Genomic DNA, 24,323 nt, shown 5'->3' on the forward strand with positions numbered 1-24,323 from the left:
ATGGGGTGTCAGGAATGTTTACAACATATAAAGAAGCCCTTGACTGGATCCATGCAAGATTACGGCTTGGAATTAAGCCGGGTTTAAAACGGATGGAATGGATGATGGACAAGCTGGGGTCCCCTGAAAACAAGATCAAAACGATTCATGTAGGTGGGACAAACGGAAAAGGGTCAACGGTCACCTATCTCCGCAATATTTTAGAAGCAGCAGGCTATACAGTTGGTACCTTTACCTCACCATATATCGAGCAATTTAATGAAAGAATTAGTGTCAACGGAAAACCAATCTCAGATGAGGAATTAGTCAAACTCGCAAATGTGATTCGCCCATTGGCAGACGAATTAGAAGAAACAGAGCTTGGTGGACCGACTGAATTCGAAGTCATCACCGCTATGTCTTTTTATTATTTTGCTGAGATGGGAAAAGTGGACGTGGTTGTTTACGAAGTAGGGTTAGGGGGACGATTTGATTCTACGAATATCATTCATCCACTAACCTCAATTATTACCAATATCGGTTTGGATCACACGAATATCCTTGGAAACACTTATGAGGAAATTGCTTTTGAAAAGGCAGGAATCATTAAGGAACATACTCCAATTTTTACTGCTGTTAAACATCCAGGCGCCTTAAAGGTAATTGAAAAACAAGCTGAAAACATGAAGGCCCCTATTTACCGATTGAACAAGGAATTCTTTATCAGTGAACACGAATCAAAGGCAAAGGGCGAGATCTTCAATTTAACGACACCAACACAAACCTTGTATGGGATTGAAATCAGTATGATCGGTAAGCATCAAACTGAAAATGCAGCCCTTGCTGTCTGTGCTGCGGAATACTTAAATCAAGAGGGCTCGTTTGCAATTTCCGAACAAGCCATTCGCGATGGTTTAAAAAATGCCTACTGGCCAGGAAGATTTGAAATCTTATCAGATAAACCGTTAGTTATTATCGATGGGGCTCACAATGAGGAAGGAATTACTGCCTTAGTACATGAGTTATCCACCAGATACCACGAAAGAAACATTCATATTGTATTTGCAGCATTAAAGGATAAAAAGCTGGATGAAATGATTGCTAAGCTCGACCAAGTGGCTAATCAGATTTCCTTTGTCAGCTTTGATTTTCCGCGAGCAGCGGCTGGAGAAGAATTACTGAAAATCAGCCAGTCCTCTAATAAAGTGGCTGTTTCGGACTGGAAAACCTATTTATTAGAGGAAATCGAGACTCTAGATTCTACTGGTATGCTCGTAATCACTGGTTCACTCTATTTTATTTCTGAGATTAAACCACATTTATGTAAATATTTGAAAAATATGACGATTTCTTTGTGACAAGCCAATATAAAAGTGGTAAAATATTTTTATCTTGAATTAATGATAATTAGAGGAGGTGGGTTTAGATGGTTAAACCACAAACAAAAAAAGCGATATTTCTTGCATGGTTCTTAATAGTTCCAGCAGGTCTGTGGTTTACTTATCAAGCGTATCCTCCTGATATTTCCGGGTATTGGATAGATCTATTGGCATTTTTACTGTTAACCTCTGTGGTTGCCTCCATGCCAATTGTTATTAATGAAACGTTTATTTTTTTAATTCAATGGGTGGCCCTAGCTACCTTTTTGCGGTTTGGCTTGTTTATTGAAATTATCTTTGCACAAATTGCGGTTGTTGTATTATTGCTAAAGCTAAGGATACTTCGTAAAGGAGAGTATTTCCGCCTGCCGCTTAACCTGATTATGTTCTTTTTTGTTTCATTTTTAAGTGGTGCATTTTACTATTTAGTAGGAGGCCGAACAGGTCTCGGGCTACAAACTAATGCTAATTTTTTGTTACTTGCTGGCTTGTATGCAGTTTTAAGCTACACCTTAAATCAAATCATTCTAGCTTTTAACGTATATGTCATCTATAAAATTAAGGGATCTTTTTTTGGAAAAGAATTATTTGTTGAGACAATTACAACAATTATTACCTTCCCAATTGGATTTGTTTTGTACATTCTCTATAATAATAACCAGGTAGGCTTACTTTCTCTACTATTTGTTGGAGTTCCGTTTGTAAGCCTATCTATGGTTTTTAATCTGTATTATTCTAGTGAAAAAATCAATGAGTACCTGCAAAAAGCAGCGGAAATTGGCCACAAGATGGCCGAAAAGCTACTTACAAACGATGTAGTTGACCTATTCATCCAAAAGTTAACTGAAATGCTGCCAGTTGATTATGCCTATATCCTTGAGGCTAATGGTGATGAACTGAAATTGATTCGCCACCTTGAATCTGGGAATACGATTTCAAATGTCAAACATTCAATGAGTATCCATGAAGGAATTAGTGGGATGGTTTGGGCTAACCGAAAGGCTTTTTTATTTAAAGCAAAGAAGGATTGGATCCAATATTCAAATGACTACATTCCAAAAGATGCTGAAAGCATTCTGGGTGTTCCTATTATTAGAAGTAAAAAGTTAATTGGGGTCTTATTGTTAGCATCTAGAAAAAAACGTGCATATGAAAAATCTCAGCTAATGATAATTGATATTCTATGTTCTCATTTTGCCATCGCAATAGAAAATGCCCGTCATTATGAATTAACAAAGAGACAGAGTGAAAGGTGTTCTTTAACGAACTTATACAATTACCGCTACTTTGAGAACATGCTAACTGAGGAATATGAGAAACTCACTCGGTTTGAGCGTAAAGTGTTGTCATTAATCATTCTCGATATTGACCACTTTAAACAGGTAAATGATACCTACGGTCATCAAAGCGGAAACGAAATCCTTTGTGAACTGGCAAAACGTCTAAGTAATCTTGCTGGAGGACTTGGAACTGTAGCCCGTTATGGTGGCGAAGAGTTTGTTGTCCTGCTACCAGATGTAACAAAAGAAGAAGCATATCAAATGGCTGAACTCATCCGTCAATCCATCGCAAACTGGCCGTTTTGTATAAGTCAGTCATTAGATCAGAAGCATCAACAGGTGAAAATCACCGCTTCTATCGGAGTGGCAACTGCGCCGGAAGATGCTGAAGATCCATTAGCATTGATACGTCATGCAGACAGAGCTCTTTATGTTGGGGCTAAGAGGGCTGGACGCAATCGGGTGGCGGAGTATTCTTCATGTTAAAAAGGAGTGAGACTGTTTATAAAACAGTCTCACTCCTTTTTGTTTATTTATAATCAACATTATTGATTACTGTATTTATATCATCTCCCCAGTTAATTTGGAAAGTTGAAGGGATGTAAGTTCCACATTCTGATTTAAAGACTGCGTCGGTTACCCTATAAGGAGACGTCGTACTACCATTTACTTTCCCATATACTAATAACTTCCCTGCTGGATTACTTGTAGAAACGGAAATGCTCCCAGCAGTCAAATCGCCTCGTACACACATTTTAGAGGAAGATCCTATTGATAACGATTTAGCCACTGTGGCATTTCCTCCAATCTGTATTCTAGATGTACCATAAATATCTAAATGGCCACCGAAATATGCATTATCCTTAGTTTCCACTTTAAAATTCAATGCCTTATTCATATTATTTCCGATGGAAATTGGTCCCTCAGCATGAATGGAAATATTACTTTTATTATTTTCATTACCTGTCCCAACTTGAGTAAATGAACCTGTAGTATAAATAGTTTGAGTTGACTTTTTAAATAGATTATTTCCATTGAAATTCCCGTTTCCAATTATATAAACTTCGGTGCAATCCAGAGTAGTACATCCAGCTTTAGGCTTTAGAATTTCATTATAGCTTGGTAGAGAATAGGTACCAGAAGTACCACTGTTTGCCAAATTAGAAATAGTATCTAAATTTATTGACATTTTAGCCGTAAGTTTGGATCCGCTACTTGTTGTATTTTCCTGACCAAGAATATCAAATGTAATAAAAACTTTGCTAGCATTCAAATCAGTACCTGGTGTAGCTATTAAATTACTAATCGTAAATGAAGCATTAGTATCACTTATTGGAATTGCCGCTTGTGTACTACCTATGGGAAAGCTTTTTTGTATTTCATCTGCAAGAACAATTGCTGTCTGTTTTTTGAAATTTGCCGTAGGTGTTGCTGTCATTATTGCCTTTACTCTATCGTTTACAACACTTTGTTTAGACTCAAATAGATTTTGAACCGCTACTTGATAATATGTTACGCCCATTTCGGCAGTATCGATCGAAAGTGATTTCTTTTCTACCACTTGGTTTTGCTTCACACTTGAAAAGGCTTGACCCATGAAAGACAGAAACACGACCATAAAAATTACTACTATTAGCAAAACTGTAACAAGTGCATAACCTTGTTCACTCTTAGTGATTAACATTAATAACCAACCCCTTTCATTCGAAAAAGAAATGTACTTATAGTCAGATTATTTCCTGGATTGTTTTTATCACTAGTATTTATATTAAGTTTGATGTCAGATTTGTTGGGTTCAATATTAATCGGTCCAGAACCTTGATTAATAGAGTCAACTATTATATCAATCTTGTAACAAATTTGTGAATGGCTAAATACTTGTGTTTGAGTTGCAGTAGAGGTGTCTTTTTGATAGTTAACAGTTATATCACAATTGGAAGATTTGATTGAATAATTAATATTTGTTTGATGTATCTTTTTAAGGTTGGTAATAAGAATGTTTGTTTCCTGCTGCATAGAGTTTCTGGATATTGCTTTTTTAGAATAAGAATAGCCCTGAAAAAAAACATTCGAAATAACAACACCAATAATTGAAAGAATTGCTACTGCAATTAAAACCTCGATAAGTGTTATGCCTCGTTCATTTCGACTCAATAAATAACCTCTCCTATCTAAGAACATAACCATATGTTTCACTAACAAGCTTACCTTTCTTATTAAATAATTGAACTCTGATTAGATGTGCTTTAGTTACTTTGGATTCTTTACTAGGTAAAATGTTTATCCTAATAGTCACATCATAGTTGTTTTTTGTTGTATAAAAATAATAATAGACACCTTCTGTTTTTTTATTACTAGGCAAATCATCTAAGGTGTCATTTGTAGGATCGACAAGAAATGCTTTCAGATCATCCATGCCTTGCCATTCAATAAGTACTTCTTTTGCGGTATTAATTGCTTGGGTTTTACTTTCATTCTGATTATTCATAAATCCCATTTGAGGAAAAAAGCTCATAAAAGATAAAAAGATAATTGATAATAATGTAATTGATATTAATACCTCAATGAGTGTTAATCCATCTTCATTTTTGATTTCGTTCATAAATAATTCTTTCCCTTCAGGGCGTTTTGTCATATAGAAGTAAAAGTTTTTTTAGTTTAGCATAAATTTTAGTAGTTTTGACCTATTATTAATTTCCAGTCCTTTTAAAATAGTTAATAGTATTATACAATATTTAGTAGGCGTTTTTTGTCTAATTTTTGAAGAAATCGATAAAAAATATAAGACTTTGCAAAAAAATGTAGTTAAATAGTATAAAGGATTGTTAATTAGAGGGTGGTATTGGATGATATCAATTATATGGGCCTTAAGTTCTATGTTTGTGTTTTTTCTCATTATTGCTTTTTTACCGCTGGGATTGACGATAAAAGGGAAATTTCTGCTTTCGTTTGTTTGTTTTTTGTTTGCTCTAGGAGGGCTTGCCTCAGTAGTCTCATTTCCTTTATGGCAAACGGTATTAATGTTAGGGGTATTAATCATACTTGCAGCATATTTCTTGGTAACCCGCTTAGGAACTTTACTATTGAAACAAACTCCTAGTTTCCAGAAAGAATGGTCAAAAGAAATAATTAATCCTTTTTCTAATTCAAAATTTGTTTTTGAGCAAGGTGACACTTCACTTGACTTAACTGATCTGAGTCAATCAGAATCGTCCTTTGAAGATAACCTAACTCCCCCAGTCTTATCGATTCAACCACTAGATAATGAGCAGGAAGTAGAGAAAATTGAGAGTTACTTACTTGAAGAGGACATCTCAATCTTTCTAGAGAAAGAGTCCGAATCTGAAGTTGTTGAGTTACGTGAAGAAGAGCCAGAAGTTGGCTATTTATCTGAAATAGAGAGTTTAATAGATGAGGAAATTGTTGAAAAGGAAGAGAAGATAAACAGAGATTGGTTAGAAGAGCTGGATGATCTTTTGCCACTTGATGAAGTTGCTGCAGAAAAAGCAGATATTGAGGAAGAGAAAAAGATCTCATTACTAAAATAATGTTGGGGGGTGGCAGATAATTTGAAAGCAAATAAGCAAATGTTAAAGGTGTTTGTGGTTTTATTTTTTGGTACAGCATTTATTTTTAGCTTTTCCCATTATGGTGCCAAAGCATTTGAAAATATGACAAATGCCGATGGGAGATATTCTGATGGAACAGCAATAGGGGATCTTGATGTTTCAGGAAAATCAGAAGAAGAGGCTATGAATCTACTAGAACAAAAGTATATGAATTGGACAAAGGAAGCATCAATGGAGTTACAATACGGTGAAATGGCTGCCTCTATTGACTTAACTGTGTTCCATTTAGATGCAAAGCAAACAATCGACTCTATTAGAGATGGACAGAAAAATACAGCTATTATTGCAACGGAAAAGCAACAGGTAATCAAACAAGTGAACGTACTTTTTCCACAAGTAGCAACTAATGAGCTTGATATAGACAAACTCACTCAAGATTTAAACCAAACTGCATCACAATTCGAAACAGTTGCGCATTCGTTTAATCTTTACGATAATTACCTGTTATCTAGTCAAAGTACGAAATTAAATACTGCCATCCTAGATTTAAATGAAATTCCTAAAGAGTTGCTTACAGTGATTGAAGAAGATCCGAAAATTGAACTGAAACAAGATGCTTCATTTTCATTACTAGAGTGGGTAAAGGCACATAATGTGCAAGATCCATATACAGTAGATGTTTTAGCTACAGGTATTTATCAAGCAATCTTGCCAACAAACTTTTCAATCATTGAAAGAAATATCAGTAGTTCACTACCAGAGTTTGCAACCTTGGGGTTTGAGGCAAAAGTGAATGCTGAGAGAAATGTGAATTTAATACTAGCTAATCCCAATAAGACAACGTACACACTAGCACTACAATTACAGGGGGAAAAGTTAGTAGTTACCCTAACAGGTCAAAAGTTTGCCTATAATTATAAAATCAGCACAAAAGACGAACAGAAGCTTAAATTTAAAACCATTGTCCAATATAGTCCTCTACTCCTTCCAGGTAAAACCAAGGTGCAAACATCGGGAGTTGAGGGTCAAGTAATTAAGGTGTACCGAGACGTATACCAAGGTGGAGCGTTTCTTAAAAGTGAGTTAATCTCAGAGGATTATTATCCTCCATCTTATCAAGTTGAGATTCATGGTCTTGCTGGAAGTGAGCAGGTATCAACACCTCCTACTACGACAACAAGCACTCAGACGACAGTTCCAAATAGTTCTACAGTCAACCAGACAAAAACCCAGGCACAAACACAAAATCAACCAACTACAGAATCGAATCAACAAGAATCAAATGATAGTGATTTATGGGGAAAGCCGAATGAAGAACCTAAATAAAAGTAGGGATCAATTATGAGACAAGTTCGAAAACGACTAGGTGATTTGTTAATAGAAGTAGGGCTTATTACTCCTGAACAACTCCAAATTACATTGGAGGAAAAGGCAAAAAACCAAAAAATCGGGGAGGCCTTGCTTCAAAGAGGTTTTATTACTGAACAACAATTAATAGAAGTACTCGAATTTCAATTGGGTATCCCGCATATTAGCTTATTTAACTATCCTTTTGATACAAATCTTTTTTCCCTAATTTCTAAAGAGTCGGCTAGAAGAAATTTAATTATTCCACTAAAAAGAGATGGGAATAAGCTTTATGTAGCTATGGCTAACCCAATGGATTTTATAGTGATTGATGATTTACGACTTTCTACCGGATTTCAAATCCAGCCAGCCATCGCCACAAAAGATGATATTCTTCGTGCCATTAATAAATATTACAACGTAGATGATGCCTTCGATGAACTGTTGGGAGAATTAAAGCAAACTGAAAAAGGACGTCCTGAGGATGTAACGGATCTTGATTCACCAATTGTGCGTCTTGTGAACCAGATCCTTTCAAATGCTGTCATTCAAAAAGCGAGTGATATTCATATTGATCCTCAGGAAACGAAGGTGGTCATACGGTATCGTGTGGATGGCGTTTTAAGAGTAGAACGTTCTTTGCCACGCCATATGCAAGGGGTATTAACGGCTAGAATAAAAATAATGTCCAATCTAGATATAACTGAACATAGGATTCCACAGGATGGTCGAATTAAGTTGAATCTTGATTTCCATCCTGTGGACCTTCGAGTATCTACGCTTCCAACAGTTTATGGGGAGAAAATTGTTATGCGTCTCCTTGATATGGGCTCGACACTTAATGATTTAAGTAAGCTTGGGTTCAATAAACTTAACCTAAATAGGTTTAATGAAATGATTGAAAAGCCCACTGGGATTGTCCTTATTACAGGTCCAACTGGATCTGGTAAATCCTCTACACTTTATGCAGCTTTAAATAAGTTAAATGAGGAAACGGTCAATATCATTACAATTGAAGATCCTGTTGAATATCAATTAGAAGGAATCAATCAAATACAAGTAAACACGAATGTAGGAATGACTTTTGCTGCTGGATTAAGATCAATCCTACGTCAAGATCCAAACATTATCATGGTGGGGGAAATACGTGATAAGGAAACAGCCGAGGTTGCCATTCGTGCCTCATTAACAGGTCACTTAGTATTAAGTACCCTTCATACCAATGATTCAATAGGAACAGTAACAAGGTTAATTGATATGGGTGTAGAACCTTTCTTACTAGCTTCTTCCTTGAGTGGAATTGTAGCACAGCGGCTTGTTCGTAAAGTGTGTCGTGACTGTCAGGAAACTCTAGAACCCTCCAAACGAGAGCATGAAATTTTTGCTAGGCGTGGAATGAAGATAGAAAAAGTTACGAAGGGAAAAGGCTGTTCCTCGTGTAATATGACCGGTTATAAAGGACGTATAGCACTCCATGAAGTCTTAGTCATTAATGACGAGATGAGTCGTGCCATGATGAACGGAGAATCATTTCAAAAGCTAAAAGAACTTGCCACTAAAAATAAAACCATTTTCTTACTTGATGATGGATTATTGAAAATAAAGCAGGGGTTAACAACCACAGAAGAAGTATTAAAAGTAGCAATTCTGGAGTAGGAGATAAGGGCATGCAAGAAAAAATAGATTCAATTTTAAGAGCTGCGATCGAATACAAGGCCTCCGATGTACATCTAACAGTAGGAGTACCGCCGGTCATGCGTATCAATGGTGATTTAAGAAGATACGGTTCAGAACCATTGCTTCCAGTTGATACCGAGGGAATGGCACAAGCCATTATCCCAGAAAACCTTTGGGATCATTTTAAGGAAAAAGGTGAACTGGATTTCTCCTATGGTGTTCCAGGAAGCTCACGATTCCGTGTTAATGCCTATCACCAGAGAAAAAGCGTTTCATTAGCCTTAAGGGTCGTGGCCTCAAAAGTCCCTTCAATTGAGGAATTAGATTTACCTGAAATAATCCCTAAATTAGTAGAAAAACCTCAAGGGCTTATCCTTGTTACCGGACCAACTGGTAGTGGTAAATCCACAACCCTTGCTTCAATGATTGATTATATGAACCGTACCATGCGGAAGCATATTATTACTCTTGAAGATCCGATTGAATACTTGCATCGTCATGGAAACTCAATTATTGACCAACGTGAAGTTGGTTTTGATACAAGCAATTATGCCAGTGGTTTAAAAGCCGCTCTCCGTCAAGATCCTGATGTTATTCTTGTTGGAGAGATGCGTGATTTGGAGACAATGTCTATTGCGATTACTGCTGCAGAAACTGGCCATCTTGTACTAGGTACGCTTCATACTTCAAGTGCACCTACCACAATTAACAGGATTATTGACGTTTTTCCATCTGCTCAGCAGCCACAAATACGTATTCAATTAGCTTCGGTATTGGTAGGTGTTATTTCTCAGCGTTTATTCCCAACTGCAGATAAAAAGGGAAGAAAAGCTGCTACGGAAATTCTGGTTAATAACGCAGCGATTGCAAACTTAATCAGAAATGAGAAAATCCATCAAATTCAAAGTACAATACAAACCTCACGTGCCCAAGGCATGCACACACTTGAAATGAGTATCAGAGACCTAATTGATCGGAATGTGATACAAAAGGAAGCAGCTTCACAATACCTACAAGAAAAGATGATGATGAATGGCTAGGTTTAAATATTCGGGTCGAGATCGAAGGGGGAAGCGCCAGGGTACTGTTACGGCTACATCTAAGCGGGAAGCCATGATGAAGCTGAAGGAAGAAGCAATAAGAGTTATAGAAATGAACGAAGTTCCTGAGACCTTATTCACGAGGGACATATCTATTGGTAATCCTGTTAAACTTCAGCACTTTGTCATTTATTTAAGGCAATTTTCGACATTAATTAAAGCAGGGGTAACGGTTGTGGAAGCCACTGCCATTCTAGCCTATCAGACTGAAAGTAAGGGACTAAAAAAGGCTTTGATTAGTGTCGAGCAGGAACTTCGTGAAGGGAATCCACTTTCTGATGCTGTTGCTAAGCATAAGAAAATTTTTACTCCGATGTTTATTAACATGGTAAAAGCAGGGGAAATCAGTGGTAACTTAGATGAAACTTTGGATCGATTAGCTGATCATTTTGAAAAACAGCATTATACAATACAAAAGATTAAGTCAGCCCTATCATATCCAATTGCTGTTGGGATTATCGCCATAGCTGTTGTTATCTTTCTTCTTATTGCTGTAGTACCAACTTTTGTTTCAATGTTTGATGATATGGGTGGAGAGCTACCTGGCATTACTAAGTTTGTTCTTGCCGCTAGTGGCTTTATGCAATCATTTTGGTGGTTAGTGGCAGTAATTATTTTGGGGTTTATAGTCTTATTCGCTTATTTGAAGAGCAATATGAAAACAAAGTATTATTTAGATTATATGTTATTAAGAATGCCTATCTTTGGAAAACTACTTCAAAAAGCTGCTCTCTCACGAATGATGAGAACATTAAGCTCTTTGTTTTCAAGCTCTGTTCCAATTCTCCAAGCGATGGCTATTGTAGAAAAAGTCGTTGAGAATGAGGTGCTTTCAAAGGTAATACGAGAATCTCGAGATTCTCTCGAAAAGGGGCGTTCAATGACTGAACCCATGCAAAAACACTGGGCATTTCCACCACTTGTAACTCAAATGATAGCAATAGGAGAAGAAACGGGTGCATTAGATGCTATGTTATCTAAAATAGCTGAATTCTATGAGAAGGAAGTAGAAACAGGGACAGATCAATTAAAATCTTTAATAGAACCAATAATGATTGTCCTCCTAGCTGGACTGGTGGGTACAATTGTAACTTCAATTATGGTTCCGATGTTCAGCATGTTCGACCAATTTCAACAAATGAATCAGTAAGTGACAAGAAAAGAAAATAGTAGATGAAAAATGACAAAATACCAAAAGATTCTCTTTTCAATAGATTGTAAATTAATGTATACTAACAGAGACAATATTACTAGGTTCATAGAACCATAAGGGAGATGGAAGTATGGTTAATAAGCTAAAAAATAAGCTTAAAGAACAAAAAGGATTTACTCTTATTGAATTGCTTGCAGTTATTGTTATTTTAGGGATTATTGCTGCAATTGCTATTCCTTCAATTATGGGACTAATTGATAATACAAAGAAAGATGCACATGTCGCGACTGCAAAGCAAATGGTGAATTCTGCTAGAATGGCTGTTGCATCAAATGGTGATTTACAAAAAACAGGTTCCCATGTTTTAACTATGGGTTACTTAGTAAAAGAGGGATATTTGGAAAAAGTTGATGATCCAAGTGGAACTGGTTACTTACAAGGTGTGGAAACACTTGACCCTGCTGCTGCAACTACTTTTTCTTATGTTTCAATTACTAATGGAAAAGTAACTGGGGTATATCTAGTAAATAATGAGATTAAGATCGACGAACATGGAACTGCGGAAAGTGGTACGTCTGGTCAACCGGGTTATACAGCTGCGGTACCATTTAGTATTAAAGATATTGATAGAAGCAGTGTAGTACCTAAAAATTAATAATATATGATTAATTTATTTTTCATTATCTTAATTTTTGGTATTACTTTAGGCTCCTTTTTTAATGTTGTAGGTCTACGAGTACCTTTAAAGAAGTCAATTGTAGCTCCACGTTCGGCTTGCCCAGCATGCGGCCATCAACTAAGACCCTACGAACTAATACCTGTTTTATCTTACATGCTTCAAAAAGGGAAATGCCGCGGCTGTCAGTCGCGGATTTCTCCTATATATCCGACTATGGAACTGCTTACAGGGATCCTGTTTGCTACTGCTCCATTAGTAGTTGGGTGGTCTAGTGAATTAGTCCTGGCTTTAACTCTCATTTCTATGTTTATGATTATCATAGTTTCAGATATTCACTATATGATCATCCCTGATAAAATTCTCATTTGGTTTGCAGGGATTTTTTTATTTGAACGGATTATTTGGCCGTTAGCGCCGTGGTGGGATAGTTTAATTGGTGCCGTGACCGGCTTTGTACTCCTACTCGTTATCGCACTTGTCAGCAAAGGCGGCATGGGCTTTGGAGATGTGAAACTATATGCTTTACTAGGATTTATCTTAGGCTTTAAACTAGTCTTAATGTCCTTTTTTCTTTCGACATTATACGGTGCTGTTATCGGAGGATTAGCATTGTTGTTTAGAATTGTCAAAAGGCGTCAGCCGATTCCTTTTGGACCATTTATTGCAGCGGGAACCTTGTCCGCTTATTATTGGGGATCGGAAATAATCGAACTTTATTTACGTTTTCTTAACCAAGGATTTTAATTAAGGGGTTTTTTACATGGCGTTTTCCCTCTTTTCATCCAAAAACCGAATAATTAATCTAGTCCTAAATGATCACTCTATTCGCTATGTGGAATTAAAACAATCGAATCCCCCATCTGCTCAAAAATGGGGCGAGCGTTTCCTACCGCCGGGAATTATTTACGACGGGAAAATTGTTGATATCGATTCGTTAGCGAACATTTTGGATGAATGTATCGATGAATGGAAAATTCAACGGCGACAAATCCGCTTTGTTGTACCAGATCAACTGGTCATTATCCGTAAGGTTTCCGTACCTGCAGAGATACAAGATGATGAAATGAAGGGGTATTTATATTTAGAGCTTGGTTCTAGTATTCACTTACCATTTGAAGAACCAATATTTGATTATTACCCACTTTCACAAAATGAAAAAACAAAAGATCTTCTTTTATTTGCTGCCCCAGAACAATATGTGATGGAATATGCAGATCTATTTTCCAGTATCAAGCTACTGCCTGTCGCAGCGGATATATCTCCGTTAGCTTTATATCGCTTGTACCACCAGCTTGGCTATGGAAATGAAGATGAGATTCTTTTTACCATTCAATTTGATTTAACTAGTGTGAATTTGTGTGTGTTTGAAGGAACTGTTCCTGTCGTCATGCGTCCATTTGCCTTACCGTTTAATCTAGACCATTGGGAAGTCCGTCGTGATCATATGGGAGTTATGGACCTCAAATATACTGGGGAAGCAGATGAACTAGTAATCCAGCTTGAAGAAATTTTAAAAGAATTAAGCCAGCTGTTAGATTTTTATCGCTATGCTTTAAACAATCAGAAACATGATATTTCTAAATTTCTATTAGTTGGCGACCATCCGATGATCCAGGCAGTAACGGATGAATTGAAAGAGAGATTTGAAACGACTGTTGAACGGTTGACGCTTAATCCACAATCAAAAGGAAGCGTACCTGCTAATCTATTACTACCTTTAGGTCTCGCATTAAAAGAGGTGAAATAATGCTAGTAGAAATTAACCTGCTACCCCAGAAGGAACCCAAAAAATATAGTTTTATCATAGTGCTTGCAGGATTACTGGTATTATTCATCCTCGTTGGTGGATATTATTTTTGGCAGTCTCAAACTATCAACGATGAAATGACCTCTTTAGATAATCAAATCGCAATGACCAAGAAGATTGCTGAAAAAGAACAGCAAAACAGTGAAACAGCGGCATCATCTAATTCGGTTAGTCAATTAAAAAGTGCCATTGAGTGGGCAAGTGATTATCCGCTTCAAACGGTACCAGTTATGCAGCATTTAACATCATTGCTGCCAGAACGTGGATTTATCCAATCCTTTGCTTATACAGAAGCGGGAACTGTTACACTTACCGTTCAATTTGATAGTGCGAGAGAGGCTGCTTACTTTTTGGATAGTTTACATGAGTCAAAATGGATTGAAGACGCCAGCCTGAACTCACTATCAACGACACAATCGGAATCAGAAACTACTGCTGCAAGTACTACTGCAGCTTCAAATAGCACAGCAACATCTACGAATACGACAACGAGTGCTAACCAGACAACACCAGGTACAACAACGCTTGATAGTCCAAACAATACGACAGCAGTTGGTACAACCAACCAAACGTCTCAAAACAACACAACAACTACAACCAATCAGACAACAGTAACAACTACAACAACTGCAACTACAAAATCTTCAACCAACTATCTTCCACGTTATACAGGACAGTTTGAAATCAAGTTTAACAAGGAAGAGATTAAGAAAAGCACCAAGAAGGGCAAGAAGGATGGGGAAGGAGTGAAAGGCTCATGAGGCTTTATCTCTCTAAAAAACACAAATTGATTGTAGCAGTCGGAGTCCTTTTGCTAGTGTTACTCATTGTTTATGCTCAATTCTTTTCGTTAAATCCTCTGAAGTCTGATTTAGGAACAAAACAGCAGGAATTAAAGTCTGAGCAAAAGTTGTTGGATATTGTCAGTCAAAAAAAGGCGGCATCGGCTAAATCGACAACTGTTGATACAAAAGAGCTCCAAAAGAAACTTCCTGTGGGGCCACTCCAAGAACAGTTTATTCTTGATCTTGAAAAAGCAGAGGCAGTTTCTAATAGTCAGATTACTTCTATGGGTTTTAGTAAGGATGCGGATGTTGCGGTTACAACCGACCCGGCATCGCAAAATACCAATGCCGGCCAAACGACCACAACAAACACAACACAAACAACTGCGGCCGATCCAAATGCAGCAACTCAACCTGGGCAACCGGCAACAACACCTGTTCCAACAGGATTGAAGAAAATGACTGTCCAATTGAGTGTGGAATCACCGAAATATGAGGACTTAGAGAAGTTTATCGAAACGTTGGAATCCTTACAGCGGTTAGTAGTAGTTGAGGCGATTACTTACTCAGGTGGGCAAGAAATTACCAGTCTGAGTCAAGAAGATGCACCGATTAGCTACAGCCTAACAGTTTCTGCTTTCTATATGCCGACTCTAGCTGATTTAGCGGCAGAACAGCCTACCATTGATGCACCTGCCCCAGCGGGTAAGGATAACCCGTTAAGTCAGTTTCCATCAACCGCTACAACGCAACCTTAATGAATAACTCGGCGAATTTACAAATAATTTGACGAAAGTCTACGATAACAAGACGACAAAAGTCTTGTTATTTTTTTTTGCGCATATGTTAGGATGAAACCAATTAGCTATCGTAAGAGAGGAGTACGAAAAGTGGACAAGCCTAACAAAGGCAATACAATTAAGATCAAGTTAAATGGAGAAAGTAAGGACTTCCTTGAAGAATCTCCAAAAATGGATAAGGAAGCAAAACCAGAAGAAACCACAAGAGTGATCAAAATAAAGCCAACCCCATCTGAATCGGACGGATTTTTAGAGACGGCTGCGGCTCAAGAGCCTGTCGATGAGAGCTTCGATTGGATTATTCCTGAATCCACTGAGAATGATATTGTCGAATACAAGATTGCTAGTAACACAAAGCCGAAGAAAAAAGATCCGATAAAAATCACATCCTTTTCTGCTAACAGCCTAAAGAAAAATGGCAGGCCACTAGGTTCCATCATAATTTCAACAACCTTTGCGATCCTCATTGGCTTAACCTTTGGGTTCTTTATGCTTAAGTTGGTGACAGAACCAAGTAAGAAGGTTACACTTGCGCCCCCTGTTACGGAAGAAGTAAGCGGTGGAACTGAAAAGAGCACATCCACAGGGAAAACCACGACCGCTGTTCTCGAACAATTAACCACCAACGTGATACAAGGAGGCGTCTTTTCCTCAAAGGACGGAGCAAAGGCGACAGCCGATCAAATCACATCCAAGGGCATTCCCTCTCAATTAGTGGAAATGGACGGAAAGCAATATTTATTTATGGGTGTAGCAGATACCATAGCTACGGCGAAAACATTAGGGAACAAGTACAAAGAAAATGGGGTCCAAGAGGTGTTTGCCAAGCCTATATTAGTAGATGAAAAGAAGGTGGCTGATGTTTCGGAGAAGGAGAAGGCCTTTTTAGAAGCAGCACCGACTATGTACCAGGCACTATCTATTGTGACTTCAAGTGCACTAGTTACGAAGTCTATACCTGAAGAATCCACCAAGACATTGACTGCATTAGGAGAGCAATTAAAGGTCAGTGGCTTAAAGAATGAGAACGTGAAGAAGCTTTATGCGGAATTAACTGCTGCCGATGAAAAAGTGAAGGACTTCCAAAAATCAAAGAGTGAGAAAAGCTTAAGTGCCGCCCAGCAGCACTTATTAAACTTCCTGTCTATCTATTACTCCATGTAATCGACAAAAAAGCATATTTTCCGGGAAATGAGTTTGCCAACAAAAGTCTGTCCGAAAATAGGACAGGCTTTTTATCATGACGATATTTCTAATGCATAATTTGACAGATTTCCTCAAAATTTAATGATATAAAAATTGTTTGCTTCTATAATTTCTGATAGGATTAAATTGTATCTCCCTAATGAAGCAAAAAAAGGTATGGTGATCAAATGCAGAACCTCATTTTAGCCTCTTCTTCTCCACGGCGAAAAGAACTTCTAGAAAATCTCCGCTTAACATTCGCAGTCTCTAGCAGTGAAGTTGACGAAAGCTTTGACCCCACACTCTCCCCAGAGGAAGTAGTAATGGAGTTAGCTGAGCGAAAGGCACAGGTTGTATTTAATGACAATCCGGATGCCTTTGTCATTGGTTCGGACACGATTGTCGTTGCGAATAATCAAATTTTAGGAAAGCCAGCTGATGAAGCAGAAGCCATTCGTGCGCTAAAAACTCTATCAGGTAGTCAGCATGAAGTGTTTACTGGTGTTTCAATTATGTTTCCAACAGGTAAAACCCGTTTCTATGAGAAAACAGAAGTTTGGTTTTGGGAGTTAACGGAGGACGAAATCCGTTCATATGTGAAAAGTGGTGAACCGCTCGATAAAGCAGGTGCCTATGGAATTCAGCAGCTCGGAAGTATGCTTGTCAAAAAAATAAATGGAGATTATTTTGCGGTTGTCGGTCTGCCGGTTGCAAGAACCGTTAGGGAATTACGTAAAGCAGGCTACCAGTTACCGTATTAACTTTTTGTGCCTTAACTCCCGAATAAAGGGAGGAAAAAAATGTCTACTGATACATTGATGATCCGTGATTTTCCACAGGATGAACGACCAAGGGAGCGTTTTATCCAACATGGCCCGCAAAGCTTATCTAATCATGAGCTCATTGCGATTCTGCTTCGAACAGGGACCAAGGATGAATCTGTCCTGCAATTATCCAATCGTCTGCTCAACCATTTTGAAGGCTTACGGCTATTAAAAGGAGCGACGTTAGAGGAAATCAAAGAAATTAAAGGGATTGGCTCAGCAAAGGCAATTCAAATTCTTGCAGCGGTAGAAATTGGCCGAAGGATTTCTAATCTATCCTTTAATGATCGCTATGTGATTCGGTCACCAGAGGATGGAGCCAAGTATGTTATGAATGACATGCGCTTTTTATCTCAAGAGCATTTTGTTTGCTTATATTTAAATACGAAGAACCAAGTCATTCATAAACAAACTGTTTTCATCGGCAGCTTAAATGCCTCCATTGTTCATCCGCGAGAAGTTTTTCGCGAGGCTTTAAAGCGCTCGGCTGCAAGCATCATTGCCCTGCATAATCATCCTAGCGGAGACCCTACACCAAGCCGCGAGGATATTGAAGTGACCAAGAGATTGGTTGAGTGCGGAAAGATTATTGGAATTGATCTCCTCGATCATTTAATCATTGGTGAAAATAAGTTTGTTAGTTTAAAGGAAAAAGGGTATTTATAACACTATTGTTTTATTTGACGTTACGATATAATATTAGTTATGATTTTTTAGGACTGCCTGTAACAGGCCCAATAAATAATTAGAAAAAAGACATGATAAGTAAGGCGATTACCTGCCTATTGCTTTTTTGTATTTTGTATGTGTAGAAAGGGAGATACAACACTATGTTTGGAATTAGATCAAGAGACCTTGGAATTGACTTGGGTACTGCCAATACCCTCGTATATGTAAAAGGAAAGGGCATTGTATTAAGAGAGCCATCCGTCGTTGCCATGCAGACAGATACGAAAAGTATTGTCGCTGTTGGTAATGATGCGAAGAATATGATTGGACGGACACCTGGAAATGTGGTGGCCCTAAGACCGATGAAGGACGGAGTCATTGCTGACTTCGAAACAACAGCATCGATGATGAAACACCATATTCGTCAAGCTCAAAAAACAAATAATCCTTTCTCTGGCAAACCATATGTTATGGTTTGTGTACCTTCGGGTATTACAGCAGTTGAAGAGCGTGCAGTAATTGACGCTACAAGACAAGCTGGTGCGAAGGATGCTTACACCATTGAAGAACCGTTTGCTGCAGCGATTGGCGCCAACCTTCCAGTTTGGGAGCCAACAGGAAGCATGGTTGTAGATATTGGTGGCGGTACTACTGAAGTGGCGATTATCTCATTAGGAGGAATCGTAACAAGCCAATCCATTCGTGTGGCTGGGGATGAAATGGATGATGCCATCATTTCCTATATCCGTAAGACGTATAACTTAATGATTGGGGAGCGTACAGCGGAGTCCATTAAAATGGAGGTTGGTTCTGCAGGTACGCCTGAAGGAATCGACAACATGGAAATTCGCGGACGTGATTTACTCACGGGTCTGCCGAAAACAATTGAAATTACAGCAAAAGAAATTGCTGCAGCACTAAGCGATACGGTTTTTGCAATTGTAGAAGCAGTAAAAAATACTTTAGAAAAAACACCGCCAGAACTTGCGGCAGATATAATGGACCGCGGGATTGTGTTAACGGGTGGTGGCGCATTGCTGCGTAATTTAGACAGTGTGATTAGTGAAGAAACAAAAATGCCGGTCCTGATTGCTGAAAATCCACTGGATTGCGTGGCAATTGGAACAGGTAAAGCGTTAGACCACATTCACTTATTTAAAAATAAAGCGAAAGACTCAAGATAATCGGCAGAGTCTTGATATCTAGAAAAATAGAGGTGTATAATCATGCCACAGTTCTTTTTGAATAAACGTCTGATTATTTTGCTTGTCAGCATTATTGTTCTCGTGGCATTGATTGGGTTTTCTTTAAGGGAGAGAAGCAAACTAACTTGGCCGGAGCTGTTTATTAAAGACACTGCCGGCTGGGTTCAATCCCTGGTTTCAAAGCCTACCAACTATGTTGCCGGCTTTTTTGAAAATCTCCAGGACTTAACCGATACATATGAAGAGAATAAGGAATTAAAATCGCGGATTGAAAATCTTGTCAGCCTTGAAGCCGAAGTTCAAGAACTGAAAAAAGACAACAAAGAATTGCGTGACATTCTCGGTGAAAAAGAGACCTTGAGAGACTTGAAACCACTTCCAGCTACAGTTATTGGTAGAAATCCTGATCGTTGGCATGAAATGATTATTATCGACAAAGGTAATTTAAACGGAGTAAAGAAAAATATGGCTGTTGTTACAGCGAGCGGTTTGATCGGCAAAGTAAAGAGTGTTACTCAATTCAGCTCTACGGTACAGCTGCTTAGTGCTATGGACCCGAAGAATCGGATCTCAGCAATTGTTCAAGGGCCAACCGATGTATATGGGCTTGTTGAAGGCTTTGACAAAGAGAAGAAACTGCTCATGGTAAAGGCGATTCCATCTGGCTCGAAAATCGAAAAGGGTCAGACAGTTATCACTTCTGGTTTGGGCGGGATTTTTCCTAAAGGGTTATTAATCGGAAAAGTCGTAGAAGTGAAACCGGATCAGTATGGCTTAAATCTGACAGCACTCGTCAAACCTGGTGCGGATTTCTATGATATTAAGTCTGTGATGGTGACTAAGAGACTCATGCAAGAGCCAAGTCAAAAAGATGTAACCGGTGGGAAGGAGGAAGGATCGTGAAAAAATTCCTTCTTCCTCTTTTGTTTCTTTTGTTGTTGATTTGTGAAAGTATCTTTGTTCAATATTTACCAGACAGAATTTGGGGGAAAGACCGAATATTAGTCCCGCATTTTCTTTTTACTGCGCTCATGTTTTTAACGATTTTTGTTGGCCGAAAAAAAGGTATTATTTATGCCGCTATTTTTGGGCTGTTATTTGATGTCGTTTATGTAGAAATCATCGGCATATACTTATTTCTTTTTCCATTCATCGCCTATCTTACTTCTAAAATTATGCACATCTTGCAGTCAAACCTTATTATTGCCTTTCTGGTTACGCTAGTAGGGGTGGCATTATTAGAGGTGGGTGTCTACGAGATGGATGTCTTAATCCATGTCACAAATATAGATTTTATGAGTTTTCTGAATTTGCGTTTTTATCCAACCCTTATATTAAATGCAACTTTTATTATCCTTGCAGGCTATCCTTTAAAGCGATTATTTGAAAAGCATATAGCGTCATTACGAGATGAATAATGACCTTCTGACTCCTGCTTTAGAGGTTCAGCAAAGGACAAGTTTTCATTTGAAAAAAGAGGAGAATGGACGCATCATGTCGAATTATTATCAGATAGTCTGTACTTTCGATCAGAAATAGCATAGAAACGTGCCAATCCCCTTATTTTTAAGAGGTTTTGCACGTTTCTAGATGGCTTTCTTAATTATGAGGTGAAAATTCTCCATGAAAAAACGTCAAAATGTTACAATAAAGGGAACGAAGGAAGGTCTCGTTCTTCAACTTGATGATAAGTGTTCGTATGAGGAGCTTAAAAGAGAACTGGATCAGAAGCTTTCTGCGAATTTAAGTACCCAGGACGATCGTCACTTAATTTCTGTTAAAGTGGAAATTGGCAATCGTTATTTAACTGAAGAACAACGCGAAGAACTAAAACAACTTATCCGACAAAAAAAGAATCTAGTTGTGGATGACATTGTCTCCAATGTTATCACAAAAGCGGAAGCAGAACGATTAAAGGCTGAGACAGGGATTATGACTGTATCAAGAATCATTCGTTCTGGACAAGTTCTAGAAACTTCTGGAGATCTACTGCTAATCGGAGACGTAAATCCTGGTGGGGCCGTCATAGCAGGCGGAAACATCTTCATCATGGGAACTCTTAAGGGTGTTGCCCATGCTGGATGCTTTGGAAATGAGCAAGCCGTCATTGCGGCTTCAAGCATGAAGCCATCACAGCTTAGAATAAGTGATTGCATTAATCGTTCACCAGACTCCGCTAAAATGAGCGAAAACCGTGAAATGGAATGTGCATACATAGATGATAATCGACAAATTATCGTTGATAGATTACAAGCTTTAATTCATTTAAGGCCAGATTTAACTAGATTAGAAGGGGGACATTAAAGTGGGAGAAGCAATAGTAATTACTTCTGGCAAGGGCGGCGTTGGTAAAACAACGACATCCGCAAATATTGGGACGTCATTGGCCCTTCAAGGAAAAAAAGTATGCTTAGTGGATACGGACATCGGTCTTCGAAACTTAGATGTCGTTATGGGGCTTGAAAACAGAATCATTTATGATCTAGTCGATGTAGTAGAAAAAAGATGTAAAATTCATCAAGCGTTAGTGAAAGACAAACGATTTGACGGATTATTATATCTGCTTCCGGCTGCACAAACCGTCGATAAGTCAGCGGTTACACCAGAGCAAATGAAAGAGCTGATTAGCGAATTAAAGCAAGACTATGATTATATTATTATTGATTGCCCTGCTGGAATCGAACAAGGCTTCCAAAATGCAGTGGCAGGAGCAGACAAAGCAATTGTTGTGACGACTCCAGAAGTATCTGCTGTTCGTGACGCAGACCGTATCATCGGTCTCTTGGAAAAACAAAAAAACATGGAAGCTCCAAAATTAGTGGTGAACCGTATTCGAAATCATATGATGAAGAGCGGTGATATGCTTGAGATTGATGAAATTACTCAGCATTTATCCATCGAGCTCATTGGTATTGTAGCGGATGATGAAGAAGTGATTAAAGCCTCTAACCACGGCGAACCAATCGCGCTGAATCCGAACAGCAAGGCTTCGATTGCCTATCGAAATATCGCAAGAAGAATCCTGGGCGAATCGATTCCATTGCAGCCATTAGAAGAAGCAAACAAAGGCGTCTTTACAAAACTTAAAAAATTTTTCGGCGTAAGATAAAATGAGAGCCTGTTCACGAATCGAAGTGAACAGGCTTTTTAATATATTGAAATTCAGTCATACTCCTAAATCTTTTCACATAGACTTGTACAAAAAAGTGGGAAAAGGGTTGATGGGAATGGCGCGGTCTACACCGGAGGAAATACGGAGACGAATCGCTAAAAGAAAAAAAGAAATGGGCTCAACGACAACTACGGTAAAAGGTCCAGAACGCCAGATCACCTGGCCAGGTAACGATGATGAGGACAAATTTAGCTTTAACTATATGGACAGTTCTAAAAACAGTGGAGGGGATGACGGGCATCCGTTATTTAAAAAGGAGGTTTTCTTTTTTAAGATTTTGGCATCCGTTCTCCTGTTTTTAGTGGTTGCCATCCTGTTCCGCAACCAAACCGCAACGTTTGATCCGGTCAGGAGTTTTATTACTAGTACAATGGATCAAGACTTTAAATTTGCTGTCGTTTCGCAATGGTACGAGGATAAATTTGGCAAGCCGTTAGCACTTTTACCATTCTCTGAGGATAATAAAACAGACAAAAAAGAAGTAGTCCAGTCGGAGTTTTCCGTCCCGGCCATGGGAAAAATCCTTGAAAACTTTGAAAAAAATGGACAGGGCATCATGATTGAAACAGGGAAAGGTGCTCCCGTTCAATCAATTAATGGTGGCGTAGTTACTTTTGCAGGAGTGAAAGAAGGGATTGGAAAGACCGTCATCATCCAGCATTCGGATGAGTCAGAAACCTGGTATGGAAACTTAGAGGATATTAAAGTGAATTTGTACGAATACGTCGATAAACGAACTGTGGTAGGGACAGTCTCTGCTTCCGCAGGGGATGATTCAAAAGGCAAATACTATTTCGCTATTAAAAAGGGCGATGAATTTGTCGATCCAATCCAGGTGATTCGTTTTGAATAGAGCGATACAGTTACTCAGACATGTTCACATCCACCCGTTGCTGTGGATCATCATTGCTTTGTCCATCATGACAGCGCATTTTTTAGAAGTTTGCTTGCTGCTAGGCATAATCTTTATACATGAAATGGGGCATGCAGCGGCGGCTTCTTTTTTTTCTTGGAGAATTAAAAAAATCTCGCTTCTGCCTTTTGGAGGAGTGGCTGAGATGGATGAGCATGGTAATCGTCCTTTGAAGGAAGAATTCATTGTGGTGATTGCCGGGCCGCTTCAGCATCTTTGGATGGTGGGGGGAGCGTACCTCTTAAAAAATTTTGGCGGTATACCTGAAGAGTTGTTTCAGCTATTTATCAGCTATAATGTTATGATCTTCATCTTTAATCTATTTCCAGTTTGGCCACTTGATGGTGGGAAGCTGGTATTTTTACTGCTCTCATTGAAACATTCTTTTCCGCATGCGCACCGGGTGACACTTTTGCTTTCGGTTGCTAGCCTTGGTCTTTTTTCATTCCTTATATTAATGATTGCCCCCTCACATATTAATGTCTGGGTGGTCATTGCTTTCCTTGCTTTTTCTCTTTACCATGAATGGAAGCAGCGAAGATTCATCTTTATGAGGTTTTTATTAGAACGGTATTATGGAAAAAAATCGAATCCTAGTGCATTAGTGCCGATACAGGCTGATGAACAAGAGTTACTGATTCATGTCCTCGAAAAATTCCAACGAGGCTGCAAACATCCGATTATCGTAGAAGCAGAAGGCAAAGAAAAAGGAACTCTAGATGAAAACGAACTATTACATGCCTATTTCACAGAAAAACGACTAACAGATAAAATCAGCGACCTTCTTTTTTTATACTGAA

General features: G+C 38.4%; 25 protein-coding genes. 22 read left to right on the top strand and 3 right to left on the bottom strand.

What is annotated here, in order from left to right; genetic code table 11:
• The first annotated feature begins 14 nt into the window (after positions 1-14).
• Both QE429_RS08685 and QE429_RS08690 read left to right on the top strand, forming a co-directional pair.
• Positions 15-1,337: a bifunctional folylpolyglutamate synthase/dihydrofolate synthase gene (locus QE429_RS08685; RefSeq protein WP_307286394.1), complete on the top strand. Its 1,323-nt coding sequence runs from the start codon at positions 15-17 to the stop codon at positions 1,335-1,337.
• Positions 1,338-1,405: 68 nt separating this feature from the next.
• A complete protein-coding gene (locus tag QE429_RS08690) occupies positions 1,406-3,124 on the top strand; it encodes a sensor domain-containing diguanylate cyclase (protein ID WP_307286397.1) in 1,719 nt (572 codons plus the stop codon).
• Positions 3,125-3,167: 43 nt separating this feature from the next.
• Here the strand turns inward: QE429_RS08690 and QE429_RS08695 are convergent, their stop codons facing one another.
• The 3 genes from QE429_RS08695 to QE429_RS08705 are packed head-to-tail and all read right to left on the bottom strand — an operon-like array spanning position 3,168 to position 5,240.
• On the bottom strand, positions 3,168-4,322 hold the full coding sequence (locus QE429_RS08695) for a hypothetical protein (protein ID WP_307286400.1): 1,155 nt from the start codon (positions 4,320-4,322) through the stop codon (positions 3,168-3,170).
• On the bottom strand, positions 4,322-4,792 hold the full coding sequence (locus QE429_RS08700) for a type II secretion system protein (protein ID WP_307286402.1): 471 nt from the start codon (positions 4,790-4,792) through the stop codon (positions 4,322-4,324). Before QE429_RS08700 ends, QE429_RS08695 begins: the two co-directional genes overlap by 1 nt.
• A gap of 13 nt (positions 4,793-4,805) precedes the next feature.
• Complete coding sequence (locus tag QE429_RS08705; protein ID WP_307286405.1) at positions 4,806-5,240, bottom strand: type IV pilus modification PilV family protein; 435 nt, start codon at positions 5,238-5,240, stop codon at positions 4,806-4,808.
• A 244-nt stretch (positions 5,241-5,484) separates the two neighbouring features.
• Here QE429_RS08705 and QE429_RS08710 point away from each other — a divergent pair, with 244 nt between their 5' ends.
• The 20 genes from QE429_RS08710 to QE429_RS08805 all read left to right on the top strand — a co-directional run bounded on the left by QE429_RS08710 (position 5,485) and on the right by QE429_RS08805 (position 24,322).
• A complete protein-coding gene (locus QE429_RS08710; protein WP_307286408.1) occupies positions 5,485-6,186 on the top strand; it encodes a hypothetical protein in 702 nt (233 codons plus the stop codon).
• A gap of 21 nt (positions 6,187-6,207) precedes the next feature.
• Complete coding sequence (locus tag QE429_RS08715; protein WP_307286411.1) at positions 6,208-7,533, top strand: G5 domain-containing protein; 1,326 nt, start codon at positions 6,208-6,210, stop codon at positions 7,531-7,533.
• Positions 7,534-7,548: 15 nt separating this feature from the next.
• Positions 7,549-9,210: a GspE/PulE family protein gene (locus tag QE429_RS08720; protein WP_307286413.1), complete on the top strand. Its 1,662-nt coding sequence runs from the start codon at positions 7,549-7,551 to the stop codon at positions 9,208-9,210.
• Positions 9,211-9,221: 11 nt separating this feature from the next.
• Entirely contained in the window at positions 9,222-10,271 is a 1,050-nt protein-coding gene (locus QE429_RS08725) for a type IV pilus twitching motility protein PilT (protein ID WP_307286415.1), read from the top strand.
• Positions 10,264-11,481: a type II secretion system F family protein gene (locus QE429_RS08730; RefSeq protein ID WP_307286418.1), complete on the top strand. Its 1,218-nt coding sequence runs from the start codon at positions 10,264-10,266 to the stop codon at positions 11,479-11,481. The genes QE429_RS08725 and QE429_RS08730 overlap by 8 nt, the downstream gene beginning before the upstream one ends.
• A gap of 133 nt (positions 11,482-11,614) precedes the next feature.
• On the top strand, positions 11,615-12,139 hold the full coding sequence (locus QE429_RS08735) for a prepilin-type N-terminal cleavage/methylation domain-containing protein (RefSeq protein WP_307286419.1): 525 nt from the start codon (positions 11,615-11,617) through the stop codon (positions 12,137-12,139).
• 6 nt (positions 12,140-12,145) lie between these two features.
• Positions 12,146-12,907 carry a prepilin peptidase gene (locus tag QE429_RS08740; protein ID WP_307286423.1) on the top strand — a complete coding sequence of 254 codons (762 nt, stop codon included), beginning with the start codon at positions 12,146-12,148 and terminating at the stop codon, positions 12,905-12,907.
• 16 nt (positions 12,908-12,923) lie between these two features.
• Entirely contained in the window at positions 12,924-13,910 is a 987-nt protein-coding gene (gene pilM / locus QE429_RS08745) for a type IV pilus biogenesis protein PilM (protein ID WP_307286426.1), read from the top strand.
• Positions 13,910-14,731 carry a PilN domain-containing protein gene (locus QE429_RS08750; protein ID WP_307286429.1) on the top strand — a complete coding sequence of 274 codons (822 nt, stop codon included), beginning with the start codon at positions 13,910-13,912 and terminating at the stop codon, positions 14,729-14,731. Before pilM ends, QE429_RS08750 begins: the two co-directional genes overlap by 1 nt.
• Entirely contained in the window at positions 14,728-15,513 is a 786-nt protein-coding gene (locus QE429_RS08755; RefSeq protein WP_307286431.1) for a pilus assembly protein PilO, read from the top strand. Before QE429_RS08750 ends, QE429_RS08755 begins: the two co-directional genes overlap by 4 nt.
• A gap of 132 nt (positions 15,514-15,645) precedes the next feature.
• A complete protein-coding gene (locus QE429_RS08760; protein ID WP_307286434.1) occupies positions 15,646-16,719 on the top strand; it encodes a hypothetical protein in 1,074 nt (357 codons plus the stop codon).
• A 209-nt stretch (positions 16,720-16,928) separates the two neighbouring features.
• Complete coding sequence (locus tag QE429_RS08765; RefSeq protein WP_307286436.1) at positions 16,929-17,501, top strand: Maf family protein; 573 nt, start codon at positions 16,929-16,931, stop codon at positions 17,499-17,501.
• 39 nt (positions 17,502-17,540) lie between these two features.
• Positions 17,541-18,230, top strand: coding sequence for a RadC family protein (gene radC / locus QE429_RS08770; RefSeq protein ID WP_307286438.1), 690 nt, complete (start codon positions 17,541-17,543; stop codon positions 18,228-18,230).
• A 164-nt stretch (positions 18,231-18,394) separates the two neighbouring features.
• Positions 18,395-19,417 carry a rod shape-determining protein gene (locus QE429_RS08775; protein WP_307286441.1) on the top strand — a complete coding sequence of 341 codons (1,023 nt, stop codon included), beginning with the start codon at positions 18,395-18,397 and terminating at the stop codon, positions 19,415-19,417.
• 42 nt (positions 19,418-19,459) lie between these two features.
• Complete coding sequence (gene mreC / locus QE429_RS08780; protein ID WP_307286442.1) at positions 19,460-20,341, top strand: rod shape-determining protein MreC; 882 nt, start codon at positions 19,460-19,462, stop codon at positions 20,339-20,341.
• Positions 20,338-20,856: a rod shape-determining protein MreD gene (gene mreD, locus QE429_RS08785; RefSeq protein WP_307286443.1), complete on the top strand. Its 519-nt coding sequence runs from the start codon at positions 20,338-20,340 to the stop codon at positions 20,854-20,856. The genes mreC and mreD overlap by 4 nt, the downstream gene beginning before the upstream one ends.
• 205 nt (positions 20,857-21,061) lie before the next feature.
• The gene (gene minC, locus QE429_RS08790) at positions 21,062-21,742 is read left to right on the top strand and encodes a septum site-determining protein MinC (RefSeq protein WP_307286445.1); all 681 of its coding nucleotides are present in this window, start codon (positions 21,062-21,064) and stop codon (positions 21,740-21,742) included.
• 1 nt (position 21,743) lies between these two features.
• Positions 21,744-22,547, top strand: coding sequence for a septum site-determining protein MinD (minD, locus tag QE429_RS08795; protein ID WP_307286448.1), 804 nt, complete (start codon positions 21,744-21,746; stop codon positions 22,545-22,547).
• 118 nt (positions 22,548-22,665) lie between these two features.
• Complete coding sequence (locus QE429_RS08800) at positions 22,666-23,463, top strand: M23 family metallopeptidase (protein WP_307286450.1); 798 nt, start codon at positions 22,666-22,668, stop codon at positions 23,461-23,463.
• Positions 23,456-24,322 (top strand): M50 family metallopeptidase, encoded by an 867-nt coding sequence (locus QE429_RS08805; RefSeq protein ID WP_307286453.1) that lies wholly within the window; start codon positions 23,456-23,458, stop codon positions 24,320-24,322. The genes QE429_RS08800 and QE429_RS08805 overlap by 8 nt, the downstream gene beginning before the upstream one ends.
• The last annotated feature ends 1 nt before the right edge of the window (position 24,323 follow it).

The organism is Bacillus sp. SORGH_AS_0510, assembly GCF_030818775.1.
In the GTDB taxonomy this organism is placed as follows: domain Bacteria; phylum Bacillota; class Bacilli; order Bacillales; family Cytobacillaceae; genus Neobacillus.